Below are 17,787 nucleotides of genomic sequence, written 5' to 3'. Positions count from 1 at the left end.
CCCGCACCGGGCGCGGCAGGCCGCCGACCCGGCGCGGAAGAAGATCATGGGGTGCGGGTTCCCCGGCTCACGGCCCCCAACCGCCGGGCAGCCGCCCGACGGCTCCCGGCGGTGGCCCGCCGGGCCGTCAGCCGGCCGACGGCCCCTGCGGTCCGCCCCTGGCCAGCAGCTTCCTCTGGGCACGGCGTCCCTGGGCGACCACGAGCGGTACGGTGGCGAGGCCCAGTGCCGGCACCGCGTCGGCCAGGCGGGCCAGCAGCCCGCGCCAGCCCGGTACGGCCGTGACCAGGCGGGGCTTGTCCAGCACGCGGCGGACGGTGTCGACCACCTCCTCGGAGCGCAGCAGCTTGCCCGAGAAGGACAGTGCCGAGGCGGGGTCGTCCAGCTTGTCGTGGAGCATCGGTGTCCAGATGCCGTCCGGGCAGACGCAGGAGATGCTGATGTCCTTGACGCCGGCGAGCTTGAGATCGGCCATCGTGCTCAGGCTGAAGCCGATCGCCGCGTGCTTGGACGCCGCGTAGACCGCCTCGCCCGCCACGGCCGTCAGCCCGGCGAGGGACACGACGTTGACCACATGGCCCCCGCCGTTGCCGCGCATGGCGCCGATCGCGGCGACGGTGCCGTTGATCGTGCCCAGGGCATTGACCTCGATCATCAGCCGGCGGGTCGCCTCGTCCTGTTCCCAGGCCGGGCCGGTGACCAGTACGCCCGCGTTGTTCACCCACACGTCCAGGCGCCCCGCCCGGGCGACGATCGCGTCCCGGGCGGCCTCGACCTGGTCCTGGTCGCGGACGTCGACCGCCAGAGCGGTGGCCGCGCCGCCGAGTTCGTCGGCGGCCGCCCGGGCGGAGGCGGCGTCCCGGTCGGTGAGCAGGACCTGGTGGCCGCGCTCGACGAGGAGCCGGGCGATCCGCCGCCCCAGGCCGCGGCCGGCGCCGGTGACGACCGCACCGGCGGGCGGGCGGCTCATCGCCGGCCCGACGTGATCTCGCCGTACGCGATCCCGCCGTGCGCGTAGGTCGGCACGACCGGCCAGAACCGTTTCCACGGGGCGAGTTCGGTCGAGGGAAGGATCTGCAGCCAGCGGGGGTCCTTCGCGCAACGGTCGGCCAGTGTCTTCTCCTTGACCATCGAGTCGTACTGGTCGAGGGAGTCCTCCAGGGTGTTGGCGTTCGGGCAGATCTCGCGCCCGAACTGCCGGTGGTACTTGCGCACGCCGGGAATCCTCGACAGCTCCGGCTGCCAGTTGTCCAGGGAGATGCCGTTCTCCGAGGACACCCACACGCCGTCCGGGGTGTTGATCACCAGCGAGTGGTTGCCGTCCGTATGACCGGGCGTCCACAACAGCGCCACTCCGGGGCCCAGTTCGATGTCGCCGTCGAACGTCACGAGCTTCTCGGGGTCCACTCCGCCGAGACCGCCGTCGACGTACCAGGCCCACTGCATCGGGTGCAGGGAGCGCAGGGTGGCGAGTTCGCGACTGTGCACCAGCATCCTCGCCTCGCCGAACAGGGGCCGGCGCGGCTCCGTCTCGCCCTCGATGACCTCGGTGGAGCCGAGGATCATGCGCGGGTCCTGCACATGCAGGTGGTCGAAGGTGCAGAAGTCGATGTCGTCGGTGGTCAGTCCCACCTCGGCGAGGACGTCGCCGGGCTCGTTGTAGTACTTCAGGACCGTCTTCTCGACCAGACGGCCGCCGGGCACCTTGTCGATGAGCCTGCGCAGGTTCCGGTAGAACGGTGCCTCGGCGGAGCCGTCCGGCACCGTCGGTTCGAAGACCAGGGTGCGGGGGGTGCCGTTCCAGTCGTCGTACTGGACGACGACCATCCGGTTGATCATGGAGATCAGGGGCAGGGTGGGCACCGAGACCGCCCCGTGGAAGGCGTACGAGACGGGGTACGGCGCCGCCGCGATGTCCACCGAACGCACCGCGAGGACCTGGCCCTGCGCCTTGAAGCGCTCCTTGTACGCCGCCGCGGACCGCCGGACCGCCGCCAGCCGTTCGCCACGCGGCCACACGTCGTGCACGCCGTCGAACTCGGGAATCGGGCGGGCGCCGATCGCGGCGAGATCCGTGTCGCTTCGCTGTTTCTGTTCCACCATGGGTCGCTCCCTCCAGGGCCGGGGTTCCCCCCAGGGTGCTGACACGGCGGCCTCGATACTTGTTTCAGTGCGACAATCCCGGCCGGCCGTCGGCGGGCCGTGCCGCCCGGCGCAACGCGCGCGGACTGGTCCCGAACCAGCGCCGTACGGCATGGCTGAGGGTGGACTGCTCGCTGAACCCGACGAGTGCCGCGACCTGCCCCAGCGGGAGGTCGGTCGTGGTGATGCAGCGGTGCGCCGCGTCCCGCCGCGCCTCGTCCAGGAGCGTCTCGAAGGTGGTGCCCTCGCCGGCCAGTTGCCGCTGAAGCGTCCGCGGGTGCACGGACAGCAGCCGCGCGACACCCGCGAGCGCCGGGGGAGCGACGCCGAGGCTGCCCGACAGGGCGCGCCGGACCTGGGTGGACACCTCGCGTCCGGGATCCGCGTAGTGGTCGGCGAGGTATCCCACCGCCAGCTGCCGGATCGCCTCGTCGGCCGTGCGGAACTGCTTGTCGAGCACGTGCCGTTCCACCCGGAGCGCGCCCGTCGGCCGGCCGAACCTCACGTCGGTGCCGAAGAACTCGGTGTAGCGGCGCACGGGGGAGAGGGGCTGATGCGGGACCTCCACCGAACGCAGCCCCGTCGGGCTGCCGACGAGCATCACGGCGACCCGCCGGAAGAGCCCGAGCCCCAGCTCCATCGCCTGCGGCGAGTACGGCGACTCGCCCAGGTCCTTGCGGTAGGTCAGCGCGACGACCCCGCGGTTCCCGTACGGATCGGCCTCGACGCCGACACTGAGCGCCGGACTGTGCACGAACATGTACTGCGACGCCGCGTGCAGCGCCTCGGCGACCGTCGACGACGCCTCGATCACCACCGCCAGCGGTCCGAGGATGCTCAGGTCCTGCGCCTCCGCCAGGCGCAGACCGAGGTCCGGGCAGCGCAGCCGGGCCGCCGCCGCGTCGAGCACCAGATCGTTGGCGGTGATGGGGATGAGGCCCTCGTCGGACTCCAGCACCTCCCGTGCGATGCCGAACCGGGCGAGCAGCCCGCCCGCGTCACCGCCGAGCCCGTCCACGAGCTCCACGAAACCGCGGAGGCTGGCGGCGCGGATCATCGGAACCATGGGGGAAAGAGTACGGTGCCGCCGCAGTACGCGATCCGTACGGCAACCGTGCGCGATCCGTACGCCCGAGGCGCTAGAGTCCGTGTCCGGAGGTGTTCCATGTCGGAGTTGTTCGACGCGGTCGACGCGCTGGTCGCGTCCCGCTCCCCGCTGCCGCCGGCGGAGGAGCGCAAGCGGCTGCGTACGGCACACGGCCTGACACTGGACGAAGTCGCCGCCGCGCTCCAGGTACGGCGGGCCACGGTGTCCGGCTGGGAGTCGGCCAGGAAGCCGACCGAGCCGCGCGGCCCGGAGCGTGAGGCGTACGCACGGCTGCTGAAGCAGCTCGCGGAGCTCTACCCCCCGCCCCCGGCACGGGAGACGCCGAGCGCTCCGGACACGGCGGTCCCCACGGTGACCGAGAACGCCCGGACCAGCCCCGAACCGCCCTCGCCCAGCCACCCCGATGCGGAGGGAACCGGCCGGCGGTTCGAGAACGGTCCGCTGGCGGTCGTCGACGTCGACGCCGACGGCCAGGTGCTGGCGTACTGCGCCGGCGGCCTGATCCTGGAGGTGCCCGCCAAGTCACTCCCGGCCCTGGTGCAGTGGACCCTGAACGAGGCAGGGCTCGGGCAGGCGAAGCTGTCCGGACCGGGCAAGGACGCCGACCCGCTCCTCGTGCTGACCGCCGCCGCGCTGCGGCGCTACGGCCTGCCGGTCACCCTCACCGAGAAGGAGCGGCTCGCCGGACGGATCCCGGACGGCCACAAGGTCGTCAAGCAACTGACCCGTGCGCAATGGCAGTTGACCAAACGCGGCTTCGGGCCGTGGGCGCGGATCTACCGCCCCGCGCAGGGCTCGGAGCGGGCCTGCGTGCAGCTGTGCATCCCGTCCTGGAACGCGCTGGACACCCGGCACTGGAACGGAGCCGGACAGCTCCCGCCCGCCGAACTCGCCCGCGTCCTCGGCGTGTACGCCGCGCGGGTCATGACGCCGCGCGGGTCCACGGCCGTGACCGGCCTGGAACTGATGACCGCGCTGCACCCGGCGACCCGCGCCTCCGAGCCGGACGCCGAAGGCAGACGGCACTCCGAGCACAACCCCGGCTCGCTCGGGAAGGACCCGGTGCACTGCGCGCCGTGCGAGGCCCCGGACGGGCACCCGCTGCTCAAGGACCTGCCGCGATTCCATGTGCGCGGCCCCGCGGAGAAGCTGTTCGAGGAGGCGTACGACTGGGCGCGGCCCATGACGGACGCCGAGTGCACCCTGCGGCACCTGGTCGGCATCGACGTGAACATGGCCTTCGCCGCCGGAGCCAACGGCCTCGTCGTCGGCCTCGGCGCACCGACCCACGTCGAGCGGCCGGTGTTCGACCCGAAGCTGCCCGGCTCCTGGCTGGTGGACCTCTCCCACGTCGACCTGTCGAGGGTGAGGGTGGGCAAGGAGAAGTGGGCGGAGTTGGACGCGAGCCTGCTGCCCAGCCCGTTCACGCCGAAGGGCGAACGGCCCGAGGGCCCCGCCTGGTACGCGACACCGACCGTGGCGTACGCGGTGGAGCTCGGCTACGAGGTCCGGCCGGCCGAGGCGTACGTCCGGTACGAGAACGGCCGTTACCTGGACGCCTGGTACCAGCGGCTGCGCGACGCCTACCTCGCCACGATGGCCGACCTCGGTGTGCACGCGGACATGGCGCCGGCCGACTTCCTCGCCGCGATGGACGGCCACCGCAGCCGTGACCCGCAGCTGGCGATCGTCGTCTCGGCCGTCAAGGCCACGGTCAAGGGCGGCCTGGGCAAGCTGCGCGAGCGCCCGCGCGGAGAAGGCTGGCGGCCGGGCGAGCCGTGGCGCGCCCTGTCCCGTCCGACGTGGCGGCCGGACATCCGCGCGGCGGTCATCTCCCGCACCCGCGTCAACCTCCACCGCAAGATCGTCAGGCATGCGGCGTTCACCGGCCAGTACCCGGTCGCGGTGCTGTCCGACTGCGTCGTCTACGCGGCGGGCGGCACCGGCCCGCTCGACTTCCTGCCCTACCGGGAGGGCAGGCCGCTGCCCGGCGGGTTCAAGATCGGCGTCAATCCCGGCCTGGTCAAGCACGAGGGAACCCAGTCCGTGCTGTGGGGCGAGGAGGTACGCGAGCGGTTCGACGCCCCGGACCTCAACCTCGCCCGGTACATCAAGGACGGCACCGTCACCGACGTCGACGGCGGAGAGTAGGGAGGGGCGACGATGAGCCTGTTCGGCGACGGCCTGGACGCCGCGGTGCAGAAGGCGTTCACCCGCCCGGCACCCAAGACCGCACCCGCGCAGATGCGGTACCTGGTCAAGCAGCTGAAGGGCACCAGGGCGGTCGCCCGGACGCTGCGGATCTCCCAGCGCACCGTCGAGCGGTACGTGAAGGACCAGATCAGGAAGCCCCGCCCGGAACTCGCCGCGCGTCTGGAGCGCGAGGTGAAGAAGCGGTGGCAGCCGCAGATCCGGGCCAGGGCCCGGCGGAAGGCGGCGACGACCGACGGCATCGTCATCGACACCCGCGCCCGCCTCGGCTACACCGCGCCGATCGGATCGACGGACCAGGACCGCATCCGGCACCTGACCGTCGCCCTGCCTCCCCGGCACGCCGCCCGCCTCTTCGAGGCCCAGGAGGCCGGAGCCGGCGACGCCCGCCTTCAGGAGATCGCGGCCGAGGCGCTCAAGGAGGTCTACTTCCAGGACGGCGGCCGCCGCGCCGGCTCCCTGGAGGAGGTCCGGTTCACGGACATCGAACACCTGGAGTTCGACCTGTAGACACCGCCCGGCGCCTGTCGGCCGGCCGGACCGCGTCGCCACCGCACCACGCCTCCTTCGCCGACCTGGCTGACCATGCTCCGGCCCGCGTGGCATAGGGTGGCCGTGTCCACGAACAGGGGGCGGGAGGGGCGATGAGTCGAGCGGCACAGGGGCGGGCGCACGCCCGGCTCCGTGGTGTGCTGGCTCTGCTCGTGGCCGTGGTGGCGCTGCTCTGTGTCTTCGGGCACGCGGAGGGCGCAGGACAGGGCGCGCCCCTGACGGCCACGCAGAGCGGTCCCGCCGACACGGTCGCCGAACCGTCGGACGGTGGAGCGGCGCCGTGCGGCAAGAAGGCTGTCGCCGACCCCGGCGCGCAGCGCGCGGCCGAGCTCACCCCGCCGTCCGCTCCGTGCCCCGCCGCCGTGTCGTCGCCCGTGGATTCCGCACCGTCCGTGGCCCGGCATGCCGGCGTGCTGTCCGGCAGCCCGGCTCCGCCGCCCCTGCCACTCCACTCCGTTCTGCGGATTTAGACCGGCCCGTCGGCCGCGTCCCTGAATCCCCAAGAATGGAGTTCTTCAGCATGTCCGCTTCCCCGCGCTCCTGGCGCCGGGCGGGTGCGGCGCTGCGTGCCTGGCGGTCCCGGCAGTGGACCGTGGCGGGCGCAGGTGCCCTCGCCACGGCGCTCCTGGTCGGCGCGCCCACCGACGTGGTGCCCAATCCGCTGTTCGGCCGGTCGATCCCCGTGCAGTGGTGGAACTACCCGGCCCTCGCCGTCACCGCCGTCCTCGCCGGCATCGTCCTGAGCACCTACGTGCGCCGCCCCTCGCCCGCTCCCGAGCCGGCGGCCAAGGACGGCAGCCGCCTCGGGGCGATCGGCGGGGTGCTGTCCTTCTTCGCCGTCGGCTGCCCGGTCTGCAACAAGCTCGTCCTCGTGCTCCTCGGGGCCTCCGGCGCCCTGAGCTACTGGGCTCCCCTGCAGCCACTGCTGGCCGTCCTGTCGGCGGGGCTGCTGGCCGAAGCCGCGCTGCGCCGCCTCTCCTCCCAGACCGAGTGCCCGGTCACGGCGTCCGCCTGACCCGCGGCCGGTCCCACACCCTTCTCCTCCTTCCTCCTCGACGTCTGAGGTGTCCCATGACTGCATCCAACCCGTCCCCGTCCCGACGCACCCGCAGGCGGACCGTCGCGGCCGTCGCGGTCCTCGCCGCCGCCGCGGTGACCGCGGCCTTCGCCCTCACCCTCGACGACTCGGACGCCCGCAACGGGAAAGCGGGGACGTCCGTGGCCGTCGACGAGTCCCCCGCCCCCGCCGACGAGAGCCTGCTGGCCCTCGCCCGCCGCGATCCGTCCGACGGTCTGGCGGTCGGACGCGCGGACGCTCCCGTGGTGATGATCGAGTACTCCGACTTCCAGTGCCCGTTCTGCGCGCAGTTCGCCCGCGAGACGGAGCCCGAACTGGTGCGCTCGTACGTGGACGAGGGAATCCTGCGCATCGAATGGCGCAACTTCCCCATCTTCGGCGAGGAATCCGAGCAGGCCGCGCTGGCCGCCTGGGCGGCCGGACAGCAGAAGAAGTTCTGGGAGTTCCACGACGTCGCCTATGGCAAGCCGCGCACACGCAACACCGGCGAGTTCAGCGCCGAGAACGTCACCGCCATGGCCCGCGAGGCCGGAATCCCCGACATCGAGCGGTTCCGGGCCGACATGGCGTCCGACAAGGCCCGCAGCGCCATCCAGAGGGACCAGGAGGAGGGCTACCACCTCGGCGTGACCAGCACCCCGGCGTTCCTGATCAACGGCACACCGATCCTGGGGGCTCAGCCCACCGCCACCTTCGAGGAAGCCGTGGAGACCGCGGCGAAGGCGGCCGGGCGATGAGCGAGGCCGGCCTGGCCGTGGCCTTCCTCGGCGGACTGCTGGCCCTGCTCAGTCCGTGCAGCGCACTGCTGCTGCCGGCCTTCTTCGCCTACTCCTTCACCAGCCGCACCCGGCTGGTGGCGCGTACCGGCCTGTTCTACATCGGCCTGTGCACGACACTCGTACCGCTCGGTGTGGCCGGCTCGTTCGCCAGCCGCCTCTTCTACGGCCACCGGGACACCCTGGTGACGGTGGGAGGGTGGACGGTCATCGCCCTGGGCGTGGCGCAGATCGCCGGGCTGGGCTTCGGCTCCCGCCGGATGGCGCAGGCCGCGGGCGGGCGCCGTTCGGGTTCGGCGCTGTCGGTGTTCGCCCTGGGCGCGGTGTACGGGCTGGCGGGGTTCTGCGCGGGACCGATCCTCGGCGGCATCCTGACCGTGGCGGCCGTGAACGGCGACCCGCTGCACGGCGGGGTGCTGCTCGCCGTCTACGCCCTGGGCATGGCGGTGCCGATGTTCGTACTGGCCCTGCTGTGGGACCGCTTCGATCTGGGGCGCAGGCGCTGGCTGCGGGGCCGGACCTTCCGGGCGGGACCGGTGACCCTGCACAGCACCTCTCTCGCCGGCGGCCTGTTCTTCGTCGCCCTGGGGGCGGCGTTCCTGGCCTTCGACGGTACGTCCGCGCTGCCGTCCCCGCTGAGTACCGGCACCGAGTTCGCCCTGGAGGAACGGCTGTCCGCCATCGGCGCGGCGGTGTCCGACCGGACGGTCGTGCTGGTCCTGGCCGGCGTGGCGGCGCTCGCCGCACTGGTGGTGCTGCTCCGGCCGCCCCGACGGCGGGACACGCAGTCACCGCCGGACACGGAGCCGGCCGCGCACCGCTGACGCGCCCGACACCCGTCGTGGGAGGGAACCGGCCCCGGCCCCCCTGCCACGACGGGTGGTTTCGGCGTCCGCACACCGCGGCCGCCGCCGACGGGGGATCCGTCACCGTTCCGCCGGCCCGACTCCGCACGAGGGGCCGCACCCTCACCGCGGCCCCTGACCGCCGGCCCGCACGAGACGCGGGGAGCGACGGCGATGCCCGCGCCCCTGCTCGGAAGGAAACATGACCAGCACCGCACCCGCCGGCTCGGCGGCCCACATATCCGACCCCGACCAGGCACAGGCCCGCATCCTGCGCGTCCTCGTCGCCTCCCAGGTGCTCAGCGGCGCGGGCCTCGCGGCCGGCGTCACCGTCGGCGCCCTCCTCGCCCAGGACATGCTCGGCTCCACCAGCCTGGCCGGACTGCCCAGCGCCCTGTTCACCGCCGGCTCCGCCCTCGCCGCCGTCGCCGTCGGCCGCGTCTCCCAGGCCCGCGGCCGCCGCCCCGGCCTCGCGGCCGGCTACCTCACCGGCGCCCTCGGCTCCGCCGGCGTCATCGTCGCCGCGGCCACCGACACCCCGGTCCTGCTCTTCATCGCCCTGTTCGTCTACGGCGCCGGCACCGCCACCAACCTCCAGGCCCGCTACGCCGGAGCGGACCTCGCCGCACCCGGCCACCGGGCCCGCGCCGTCTCCACCGTCCTGGTCGCCACCACCCTCGGCGGCGTCGCCGGCCCCAACCTCGCCGCGCCGACCGGCAGGTTCGCCGAAACCCTCGGCATCCCGAACCTCGCCGGGCCGTTCATCCTCTCCGGCGCCGCCTACGCCCTGGCCGCGCTCGTCCTCGCCCTGTGGCTGCGCCCCGACCCGCTCCTCCTGGCCCGGGCCGTCGCCCGGGAAGCCGATGCCGCGGCCGGGCCGGCCGCCGCCGCGGGTGACGACGCGGGCGAAGGCCGCGGGGGAGTGGTCCTCGGCGCCCTGATCATGGTCCTCACCCAGCTCGTCATGGTCGCCATCATGACCATGACGCCGGTCCACATGGACGACCACGGCCACGGAACCGCGGCCTCCGGCCTCGTCATCGCCATCCACGTGGGTGCCATGTATCTGCCCTCACCGCTCACCGGCCGACTGGTCGACCGTTACGGACGGATGAAGGTGGCCGCGGCGTCCGGCGTCACCCTGCTGGGCTCAGGGGTCCTCGCCGCGCTCGCGCCCGGCGACTCGGTCGCCCTGCTCGCGCTCGCGCTGGCCCTGCTCGGCCTGGGCTGGAACTTCGGCCTCGTCTCCGGCACCGCGATCGTCACCGACACCGTCCCGCTCGCCACCCGCGCCAGGACCCAGGGGCTGGTCGACGTGTCCATCGCCATCGCCGGCGCCACCGGCGGCATGGCCTCCGGCCTCATGGTCGCCGCGACCAGCTACCCCGCCCTCGCCCTCACGGGCGGCATCCTCTCCCTCGCCGTCCTGCCCGCCGTCGCCGCCACCGCCCACCGCAAATGAACCCCACACCCTCCGAGACCCCCGCGCCCGGCATCACCGTCGACGGCACCGGACTGCTCTGCGTCACCCTCCTGCTGCGCCTGCGCAAGGAGATCGACGGGGTGGAGCCGGGCACCGTCGTCCACGTCATCGCCACCGACCCCGCGGCCCCGCTCGACCTGCCCGCCTGGTGTCACATGACCGGCCACCACTACCTCGGCCCCCTCCCGGGCGACGAACCCCCCGTGTTCGCCCTCCGGCTGGCCGCCGACACGCTGCCCACCCGGGCCGACGCACCCTGGCACCCGGCACCCCCGTAGCGTCGGGCCGGTGGAGCCGGCCCAGCCCACCGACCCGTCCCCCGCCAGTACACGGCCGGGCGGGCGCCCGCTCCCGCCGCGTCGGCGACCGACCCGCCGGTCGATCCGGCCGTAGAGGCGCGCGGGGACCCGCCCACGGGGGAGGGGACCCGGTCGCAGGGGGAGGGGACCCGCCCGCGTTCCCCGCCCCGTCAGGCGACCGTGCGGATGAGCTTCCTGTTCACGAACTCCTCGATCCCGAGGCGGCCGAGCTCACGCCCGAACCCGGAGCGCTTGATGCCGCCGAACGGCAGCTCGGCCCCCTCGGCGCCGACACCGTTGACGAAGACCATGCCGGCCTCGATCCGGTCGGCGACGCGTTCGGCCTGCGCGGGGTCGGTGGTGAAGACGTAGGAACCGAGGCCGTACGGAGTGTCGTTGGCGATTCGCAGGGCGTCCTCCTCGTCGACGGCCCGGAAGACCATCGCGACCGGACCGAAGAGTTCCTGACGGGCGGTGGCGTGCTCGGTGGTGAGCCCGGTGAGCACCCCGGCCGGGAAGTACGCGCCGTCGCGCTCACCCTCGCTGTGCAGTGTCGCCCCCTCGGCGACGGCCGCGTCGACCTGACGGCCGAGGGTTCGGGCCGCGGCGACCGACGACAGCGGCGCACCGGACCGGCCGGCGAGCAGCCGTTCGGTGAACCTCTCCACGAACGCGTCGTGCAGCTCCGCCGCGACGACGAACCGCTTGGCGGCGTTGCAGGCCTGACCGGTGTTGTCGAGGCGGGCCGCGACCGCCGCGTCGACGACCGCGTCGAGGTCGTCGGTGGAGAGCACGATGAACGGGTCGGAGCCCCCGAGTTCGAGGACCACCTTCTTCAGATGCCGGCCGGCGATCTCGGCCACGGCGGCACCGGCACGCTCCGAGCCGGTCAGTGACACCCCCTGGACGCGCGGATCGGCGATCACCTCGGCGATCTGCTCGTTGGTGGCGTAGACGTTGACGTACGCGCCCGGCGGGAAGCCCGCCTCGGCGAACAGCCCCTCGAGGAGAGCCGCCGTCGCCGGGCACTGCGGGGCGTGCTTGAGGACGATGGTGTTGCCCACGGCCAGGTTGGGGGCGGCGAACCGCGCCACCTGATAGGCGGGGAAGTTCCACGGCATGATGCCGAGGAGAACGCCCAGCGGGCCGCGCCGGATCACGGCGCGACCGGGGCCGGAGGTGACGGCGAGGGGCTCGTCGGCGAGGAACTCCTCCGCGTGGTCGGCGTAGTAGCGGTAGATGTCGGCACAGAAGTCGACCTCGCCCTCCGCTTCCGGGAGCGGCTTGCCCATCTCCCTCACGATGCTCGCCGCGAGCTCCGCGCGGTGCCCGGCGTGCAGGTCCGCGAGCCGGCGCAGCGCGGCGGCGCGTTCGGCCACGGAGCTGTCGCGGCCCCAGGCCGTGGCGGAGTGGGCGGCGGACACGGCCGTGGCGACGTCGGCGTCGCTCGCGGTCGGGTAGGCGGACACGACGGTGTTCGTGGCCGGATCGGTGACGGCGTACATGTGATCTCCAGGTGTGAGGGGCGCGCGGTGTCGGGCGCCGGCCCCCGCCCAGGTCCACGGGCCGGGGCGGGGGCCGGCTCGGATGTCACGGCCGCAGGATGGTGCGTACTCCGGCGTTCGCCCTGAGGTCGTCGAAGGCGGCGGGCGCTTCGGCCAGCGGCCGGACGGTGCCGATCAGTTCGTCGACGGGGAGCCGCCCCGCCAGGTAGAGGCCCGCGAGCTTCGGGATGTCGATGGCTCCGACGCTGGAGCCGTAGTTGCATCCGAGGATGCGCTTGCCCTGGTCGGCGAGGTCGAACAGGTTGAACGCCCCCGTCGCGTCGGTGGGAGCCATCCCCACCAGGACGGCGGCCCCGCCCGAGGTGAGCATGGCGGGCAGCGTCTCGATGACCCGGGGACTGCCGATCGCCTCGAACGCGTAGTCCACTCCGCCGAGTTCCTCCTGGCACCAGGCGGCGACGTCGGTGGTGCGGCCGTCCAGGGTGCGGGTGGCTCCGAACCGCTCGGCCACGGCGAGGCGCTCGGGCGAGAGGTCCACGGCGATGACGGGGTCGGCGCCGACGAGGCGCAGACCCATGACGACGGACAGCCCCACCCCGCCCGCGCCGACGACGACGGCGGACTCGCCGGGCCGCACCCGCGCGGTGTTCACGACCGCGCCGACGCCCGTGGTGATGGAACACCCGAGGAGGGCGCCGATGGTGAACGGCAGTTCCTCGGGGACCCGCACCGCGGCCGTTTCCGGCACGACGACGCGGTCCGTGAACGCCCCGAGGCCCAGGTAGGGCCACACCTCCTCGTCCCGGCCGTCGCGGAAGGGGGTGCTCCCGTCGGGCAGGGTGTTGGCGACCGCCCGGGTACCGGTGCACAGCCAGGCCTGCCCCGCGAGGCACTTGCGGCAGCTGCGGCACGGGGCGAACCAGGACAGGACGACGTGGTCGCCGGGCTTCACCGAGGTGACCCCGGGGCCGGTTCCGGTGACCACACCGGCCGCCTCGTGGCCGAGGACGAGGGGGCGGTCGGTGGGCCAGTCCCCGTTCACGATGTGCAGGTCGGAGTGGCACACGCCCGCGGCGCGCACGTCGACCTCCACCTCCCCGGGGCCCGCGGGCCTGAGCGAGACGTCGCGCGAGTGGAGCCCGGTGGCGGGGTCGAAGACGATGGCGGGGGAGAGCTGCTTCGGCATCAGGACGCCTCGACCTCTTCCTTCTCCTGGGACGGGCGGGCGACGTGCTTCGTGTGGGGTCTGGCGGTCACGACGTAGACGAGGCCGATGGCGAGCAGTACGGAGAAGACGAGGACCACGGCCCACACCTGGACCCAGCTGCCCCCGACGGGGGCGAGCTCCTCGCGCGGCCAGGCGACGTTGACCGCCTCGAAGAGCAGCCAGGCCACGGCGAGGACGTTGATCAGCAGACCGGCCCGTCCCAGCCGCAGCTGCCCCTCGGCCGGGTTCCAGCGGCCGCGCAGACGGGCGACGAGCGCGACGGCGGCGACGGTGAGGAAGATGAAGTAGAAACCACCGGAGCCGAACGAGATCAGCGTGGCGGCGGCGTTGCCGTTCAGTCCGAGCAGCAGCCCGAGGCTGGCGAGCACGGCTGTGACGAGGAGCGACACCCAGGGGATCTGCCGCGGTCCGACGGTGGCGAGCTTCGCCGAGAAGGGCAGCTGCCCGTCCCGGGCGAAGGCGTAGACCGCCCGCCCGATGTAGGTCTGGATGGAGATGGCGCAGGCGATGAACGCGATCAGGACGACGGCGACGAACGGCTTCTCGCTCCAGGCCCCGAGGCTCTCGGTGACGGCCGCGAACACCGGGTCCGCGATCTCGCCGGAGACGGCGTCCTCGGGGCGGCGCAGCGCGAGGGTCACGGCGAGGGCCGTCAGCAGCACCGTGAAGGCGACGAACAGGTACGCGCGGATCAGGGCCCGGGGTACGTTCCGGCGCGGATGCTCGGTCTCCTCGGCCACCTGTGTGGTGGCGTCGAAGCCGAGGAACGCCCAGCCCGCCACGGCCAGGCAGGTCAGGAACCCGGCCGCCACCGACCCGCCGGAGGCCGCGCCGGAGCCCAGGGTGTCGAAGAGGATGCCGAAGCCGTTGTTGTGCGCGAAGACCAGCAGGATCAGGCTCACCGCGATGGACGCGACGCCCTCGGCGATGATGCCGGCGTTGAGGAAGTGCTTCACCGGGTTGACGCCCAGCAGGTTGATGCCCAGCGCCACGGCCACGAAGACCACACCGAGGAGGACATGCGTGCCGGCCGACAGCGGAGCGTCGCTGAAGAGCATGTGCAGCCAGCCCGCGCCCAGGTAGGCCACCGTCGTCAGCGACGCGATGGCCGAGGCCAGATAGATCCAGCCCACCAGCCAGCCCAGCCGGGGTCCGCCGAGCCTGCGCACCCACTGGTAGACGCCGCCCGTGATCGGGAACTGGGACGACAGTTCGGCGTACACGGTGGCGACCAGCAACTGGCCGAGGAAGGCGATGACGACCGCCCAGATCCACGCCGGGCCGGCGAAGACGAACCCGAGCTGTACGACGGCGTAGATGCCGACGACGGGCGAGATGGTCGCGAACCCGATGGCGAAGACGGCCCAGGCGGACAGGGTCCGGTTCAGCTCCTGCTGATAGCCGTACTCGGCCAGTTCGGCGGCATCGTTGCGTGTGTTTCCCACGTTTGTCTCCTGACAGGGGTGCGTGCGGGCGCAGGCCCGAACGGCACCGCCATTACAGGGCAGCGGCCGGCACCGGGCGTGGTGACGGGCCGGTCCGACCGGGGCGGTCGGTGGCCCGTTCCTTCGCGTGAGGGGGTCCTTGCGACGGCAGCCGCCCACGCGGCCAACGTTATTGGGCGCGTGAACAATTGCTTTATTGGCTGCTTACCCAATAGCATTCCGTCCCATGGAGTCAAGGGGTGCCGGCAAACGGATCCGAAAGCCGCCCGCCGAGCGGCGCAGCGAGATCGTGGGGGCGGCCGCGCAGGTCGCGCTGGGTGAGGGCCTGGAGTGCGTCACCCTGCGACGGGTCGCCGAGGAACTCGGGGTCCGGGCCGGCCTCGTCGGCCACTACTTCCCGGTGGCCGAGGAGCTCGTGGCCGAGGCGTTCGCCGGCGCCACCCTGGCCGAACTCGACAGTCTGCTCCCGGAGGTGCCGGACGGCCGGAGCGGACCGGCGGCGCTGGACGCCGTCCGGTTACTCGTCGCCCGCACTTCCGGGGCCGAGTTCGACGACGTCAGCAAGCTGTGGCTGAACGCGCGCCACCTGTCGCGCTACCGGCCCGTCCTCCGGGACCAGGTGGTGAGCCAGGAACTGCTCTGGTGCCGACGCCTGGAGCAGGTCGTGGCCGAGGGAGTCGACGGCCGGGTGTTCAGCTGCGAGGACCCCTGGGCGGCGGCCGTACGCCTCCTGGTCGCGATCGACGGCACCGGTTCGTACGTCAACACCAGCGCCGACCTGCGTGGCCCGGCGGCCGGCGGGATGGTCCGCCACATCGCCGAAACGGTACTGGGACTGAGCCCGGGCGCGCTGCGGCCCTGACGGGGACGGCGCACGGGGTGTCGCCGGGAACCCGTCAGTCCCAGGGGGCGACGGGCAGGTGACGTTTGTGGTCGGTGAGGCGATACCGGCGGACGATGGTGTCGAACGCCTCTTCGTCCACGGGCTTGCCCTCGAGGAAGTCGTCGATCACGTCGTAGCTCACGCCGAGCGCGTCCTCGTCCGCCTTGCCCGCGTCGAGGCTCTCCAGATCGGCGGTGGGGATCTTCCACACCAGCTCGCGGGGTGCGCCGAGCGCGTCCGCGAGGGCACGTACCCGCCGTTTGGTGAGGCCGGCCAACGGGACCAGGTCGGCGGCGCCGTCGCCGAACTTGGTGAAGAAGCCGGTGACCGCCTCGGCGGCCTGGTCGGTGCCGACGACGAGTCCGTCCTGCGCGCCGGCCACCGCGTACTGGGCGATCATGCGCTGGCGTGCCTTGATGTTGCCGTGCACGAAGTCCTGATGCCGTGCGTCGCGGAAACCCACCCCGGCGGCCAGGGTGGCCTCGAGCGCGGCATCGGCGGCGGGCTTGACGTCCACGGTCAGGACGTGGTCGGCCCGGATGAAGGAGAGGGCGAGCCGGGCGTCGTGCTCGTCGGCCTGGACCCCGTAGGGCAGGCGCATGGCGTGGAACCGCGCCTCGCGTCCGGCGGCGCGCGCCCGCTCCACGGCGAGCTGGCACAACCGGCCCGCGACGGTGGAGTCGACCCCGCCGCTGATGCCGAGGACGAGGGAGCGCAGGCCCGTCGCCGTGAGCCGTTCGCTGAGGAAGGCCACCCGCCGCTCGATCTCCCGACCCGCGTCGAAGGTCTCGGCGACGCCCAGAAGCCGGGCGATCTCCTGCTGCAGGGCGATGAACTCCGACTCGTTCAAGTCCGCTCCCCGATCCGGTCCACGATGTGCTGTGGCGATCCGCCTACCCCGGACCCCTCCCGCGAATCCGGGCAGGGGGGGACGGCGCTCAGCGGATCGCCCCGGAAGGCCGGGGAGCCCGCGCTCGGGGCTGCCGTACCGACCAGGTGCCTTCCAGGTCGTCAGGGATGCATGACGATCTTTCCCACGTGCTCGCGGCGGGCGAGTTCCTCCTGCGCCCGGGCGGCTTGCTCCAGGGGAAAGGCCGCGGCGACCACGGGGTGGACCTCACCCCGGCGAGCCAGGTCCATGAGGAGCGCGAAGTGTGCCGGCGTGTGCATCGACGAGCCGATCACCTGGACGTTGTGCAGGTAGAGACGGCGGACGTCGAGGGCCACGTCATGACCGCCGAGTGCGCCGGCGACGACCCACCGCCCACCTTCGCGCAGCAGCGGCAGCCCTTCGGTCAGCAGCTCCCCGGCCACGACGTCGAGTGCGACGTCGACGCCTCCCGGGGCGGCGGCACGGAGCTGCCCGGCGACATCCCGAGCGCGGTCGACGACCTCGTGCGCGCCCGCGTCGCGCACCGCGTCGGTCTTGGCTCCGCTGCTGAGGGCGAGCACCCTCGCGCCCCGCGCACGGGCGAGCTGCACGAGTGCGAGACCGACACCGCCGGACGCACCCGAGACGAGAACGGTCTCCCCCTCCCGCAGCCGGCCCCGCTCGATCATGCCCAGCGCCGTGCCGTAGGCCGTCGGCAGCGCGGCGAGCTGGTCGTCACTGAGAGGGGAATCCCCCATGTCGTGCACGCGGTCCGCCGGCGCGGTCACGTACTCGGCGTACCCGCCGTCGCGTTCGCTGCCCATCAGACCCACCGGGTTCGCGTCCGGCCCTTCGGCGTCGTAGATCGCCGGGTCGACGACCACGCGACGCCCGACGAGCCGTGCGTCCACGCCCGCACCGACCGCCGCGATCCGACCGGCCACGTCCGCGCCCTGGATGCGCGGAAAGTCGATCGGACCCCGCCACCCCGACAGCGCCTCCGGGTCCCACGGACGGCCGTAGGCACCCTCCCGGGTCCACAGGTCGGTGTTGTTCAGCGCCACCGCGCCGACCCGGACCAGCACCTCTCCCGCCTGCGGACCGGGCACGGGCACGTCCGCCGGCTCCAGAACCTCCGGACCGCCGTACCCGGTGATGCGCACCGCGCGCATGGAATCAGGGACACCCACCACTCGAACCTCCTCGCCGCCAGGCTGCCACCCCCCATGGTCCCGCCCGGCGCCCCGCTCCGCTCCCCGACCCCGGCCCACCTTGTCTAGACCTATTTTGTCTAGACCTCTTGCCCTGCCCATGACCTGCGGGCTACGTTTCCCGCTGTTCGGAATACCGCACGTTTCCTT

17 protein-coding genes are annotated in these 17,787 nt (G+C 73.1%); 9 read left to right on the top strand and 8 right to left on the bottom strand.

Annotated elements, in window-relative coordinates; translation table 11 throughout:
• Positions 1–127: 127 nt before the first annotated feature.
• From ACZ434_RS30210 to ACZ434_RS30200, 3 genes are all read right to left on the bottom strand, one after another.
• Complete coding sequence (locus ACZ434_RS30210) at positions 128–970, bottom strand: SDR family oxidoreductase (RefSeq protein ID WP_468461439.1); 843 nt, start codon at positions 968–970, stop codon at positions 128–130.
• Positions 967–2,103: an MBL fold metallo-hydrolase gene (locus ACZ434_RS30205; RefSeq protein ID WP_468461437.1), complete on the bottom strand. Its 1,137-nt coding sequence runs from the start codon at positions 2,101–2,103 to the stop codon at positions 967–969. Before ACZ434_RS30205 ends, ACZ434_RS30210 begins: the two co-directional genes overlap by 4 nt.
• 64 nt (positions 2,104–2,167) lie before the next feature.
• A complete protein-coding gene (locus tag ACZ434_RS30200; RefSeq protein WP_468461435.1) occupies positions 2,168–3,208 on the bottom strand; it encodes an AraC family transcriptional regulator in 1,041 nt (346 codons plus the stop codon).
• A 99-nt stretch (positions 3,209–3,307) separates the two neighbouring features.
• Between ACZ434_RS30200 and tap the strand changes: the two genes are divergently transcribed.
• From tap to ACZ434_RS30160, 8 genes are all read left to right on the top strand, one after another.
• Complete coding sequence (gene tap / locus ACZ434_RS30195; RefSeq protein WP_468461433.1) at positions 3,308–5,401, top strand: telomere-associated protein Tap; 2,094 nt, start codon at positions 3,308–3,310, stop codon at positions 5,399–5,401.
• A 12-nt stretch (positions 5,402–5,413) separates the two neighbouring features.
• The gene (gene tpg, locus ACZ434_RS30190) at positions 5,414–5,971 is read left to right on the top strand and encodes a telomere-protecting terminal protein Tpg (protein WP_468461431.1); all 558 of its coding nucleotides are present in this window, start codon (positions 5,414–5,416) and stop codon (positions 5,969–5,971) included.
• Positions 5,972–6,105: 134 nt separating this feature from the next.
• Complete coding sequence (locus tag ACZ434_RS30185) at positions 6,106–6,483, top strand: hypothetical protein (RefSeq protein WP_468461429.1); 378 nt, start codon at positions 6,106–6,108, stop codon at positions 6,481–6,483.
• 50 nt (positions 6,484–6,533) lie between these two features.
• Positions 6,534–7,028: a hypothetical protein gene (locus tag ACZ434_RS30180; RefSeq protein ID WP_468461427.1), complete on the top strand. Its 495-nt coding sequence runs from the start codon at positions 6,534–6,536 to the stop codon at positions 7,026–7,028.
• Positions 7,029–7,084: 56 nt separating this feature from the next.
• Entirely contained in the window at positions 7,085–7,828 is a 744-nt protein-coding gene (locus tag ACZ434_RS30175) for a DsbA family protein (RefSeq protein ID WP_468461425.1), read from the top strand.
• Positions 7,825–8,691, top strand: a complete 867-nt coding sequence (locus tag ACZ434_RS30170; protein WP_468461423.1) for a cytochrome c biogenesis CcdA family protein — start codon at positions 7,825–7,827, stop codon at positions 8,689–8,691. The genes ACZ434_RS30175 and ACZ434_RS30170 overlap by 4 nt, the downstream gene beginning before the upstream one ends.
• Positions 8,692–8,914: 223 nt before the next feature.
• Positions 8,915–10,174, top strand: coding sequence for an MFS transporter (locus ACZ434_RS30165; RefSeq protein ID WP_468461421.1), 1,260 nt, complete (start codon positions 8,915–8,917; stop codon positions 10,172–10,174).
• Positions 10,171–10,473, top strand: coding sequence for a sulfurtransferase TusA family protein (locus ACZ434_RS30160; RefSeq protein WP_468461419.1), 303 nt, complete (start codon positions 10,171–10,173; stop codon positions 10,471–10,473). Before ACZ434_RS30165 ends, ACZ434_RS30160 begins: the two co-directional genes overlap by 4 nt.
• Positions 10,474–10,664: 191 nt before the next feature.
• Here the strand turns inward: ACZ434_RS30160 and ACZ434_RS30155 are convergent, their stop codons facing one another.
• From ACZ434_RS30155 to ACZ434_RS30145, 3 genes are all read right to left on the bottom strand, one after another.
• Positions 10,665–11,999, bottom strand: a complete 1,335-nt coding sequence (locus ACZ434_RS30155) for an NAD-dependent succinate-semialdehyde dehydrogenase (RefSeq protein WP_468461417.1) — start codon at positions 11,997–11,999, stop codon at positions 10,665–10,667.
• A gap of 85 nt (positions 12,000–12,084) precedes the next feature.
• Positions 12,085–13,185 (bottom strand): alcohol dehydrogenase catalytic domain-containing protein, encoded by a 1,101-nt coding sequence (locus ACZ434_RS30150; protein ID WP_468461415.1) that lies wholly within the window; start codon positions 13,183–13,185, stop codon positions 12,085–12,087.
• The gene (locus ACZ434_RS30145; RefSeq protein WP_468461413.1) at positions 13,185–14,672 is read right to left on the bottom strand and encodes an APC family permease; all 1,488 of its coding nucleotides are present in this window, start codon (positions 14,670–14,672) and stop codon (positions 13,185–13,187) included. Before ACZ434_RS30145 ends, ACZ434_RS30150 begins: the two co-directional genes overlap by 1 nt.
• A 226-nt stretch (positions 14,673–14,898) precedes the next feature.
• Here ACZ434_RS30145 and ACZ434_RS30140 point away from each other — a divergent pair, with 226 nt between their 5' ends.
• Positions 14,899–15,534 (top strand): TetR/AcrR family transcriptional regulator, encoded by a 636-nt coding sequence (locus tag ACZ434_RS30140; protein ID WP_468461411.1) that lies wholly within the window; start codon positions 14,899–14,901, stop codon positions 15,532–15,534.
• A gap of 34 nt (positions 15,535–15,568) precedes the next feature.
• Here ACZ434_RS30140 and nadE read toward each other — a convergent pair whose 3' ends face one another.
• Together nadE and ACZ434_RS30130 are read right to left on the bottom strand one after the other, a co-directional pair.
• The gene (gene nadE, locus ACZ434_RS30135) at positions 15,569–16,405 is read right to left on the bottom strand and encodes an ammonia-dependent NAD(+) synthetase (RefSeq protein ID WP_468461409.1); all 837 of its coding nucleotides are present in this window, start codon (positions 16,403–16,405) and stop codon (positions 15,569–15,571) included.
• Between the two features lie 161 nt (positions 16,406–16,566).
• Positions 16,567–17,616, bottom strand: coding sequence for a zinc-binding dehydrogenase (locus ACZ434_RS30130; protein WP_468461407.1), 1,050 nt, complete (start codon positions 17,614–17,616; stop codon positions 16,567–16,569).
• Positions 17,617–17,787 lie beyond the last annotated feature (171 nt).

The organism is Streptomyces sp. NPDC030893 (genome assembly GCF_055571535.1).
This window is presented reverse-complemented; position numbering and strand designations above follow the sequence as displayed.